The sequence below is a fragment of the Neobacillus drentensis genome (genome assembly GCF_036962765.1).
GTDB lineage: Bacteria > Bacillota > Bacilli > Bacillales > Cytobacillaceae > Neobacillus > Neobacillus drentensis_C.
Window position 1 is genome coordinate 1 of the sequence record NZ_JBALOS010000270.1, and the last position, 209, is coordinate 209.

Below are 209 nucleotides of genomic sequence, written 5' to 3' on the forward strand. Positions count from 1 at the left end.
AGCCATTTTTGAGATGGACGGTAAAAATCGCGTCAATCATAACGATAATGATTAGTATTGCCCCAAGCCATGTCAGCAAGCCAACCGAAAAAAGGAGACCTCCAATTAGTTCGAATAATCCAGCTAAAATCGCCCAAGTTATTCCACCCGTCTTGATTCCGATCGACCCTAACCATTGACCGAACTTGACTGGACCCGGTCCACCGAAC

General features: G+C 45.9%; 1 protein-coding gene. It reads right to left on the bottom strand.

All coding sequences use genetic code 11. The features are described from left to right. Nucleotides 1-209, bottom strand: a 209-nt coding sequence (locus V7137_RS26220) for a DoxX family protein (RefSeq protein WP_335700792.1), incomplete at both ends; no start/stop codon positions are given.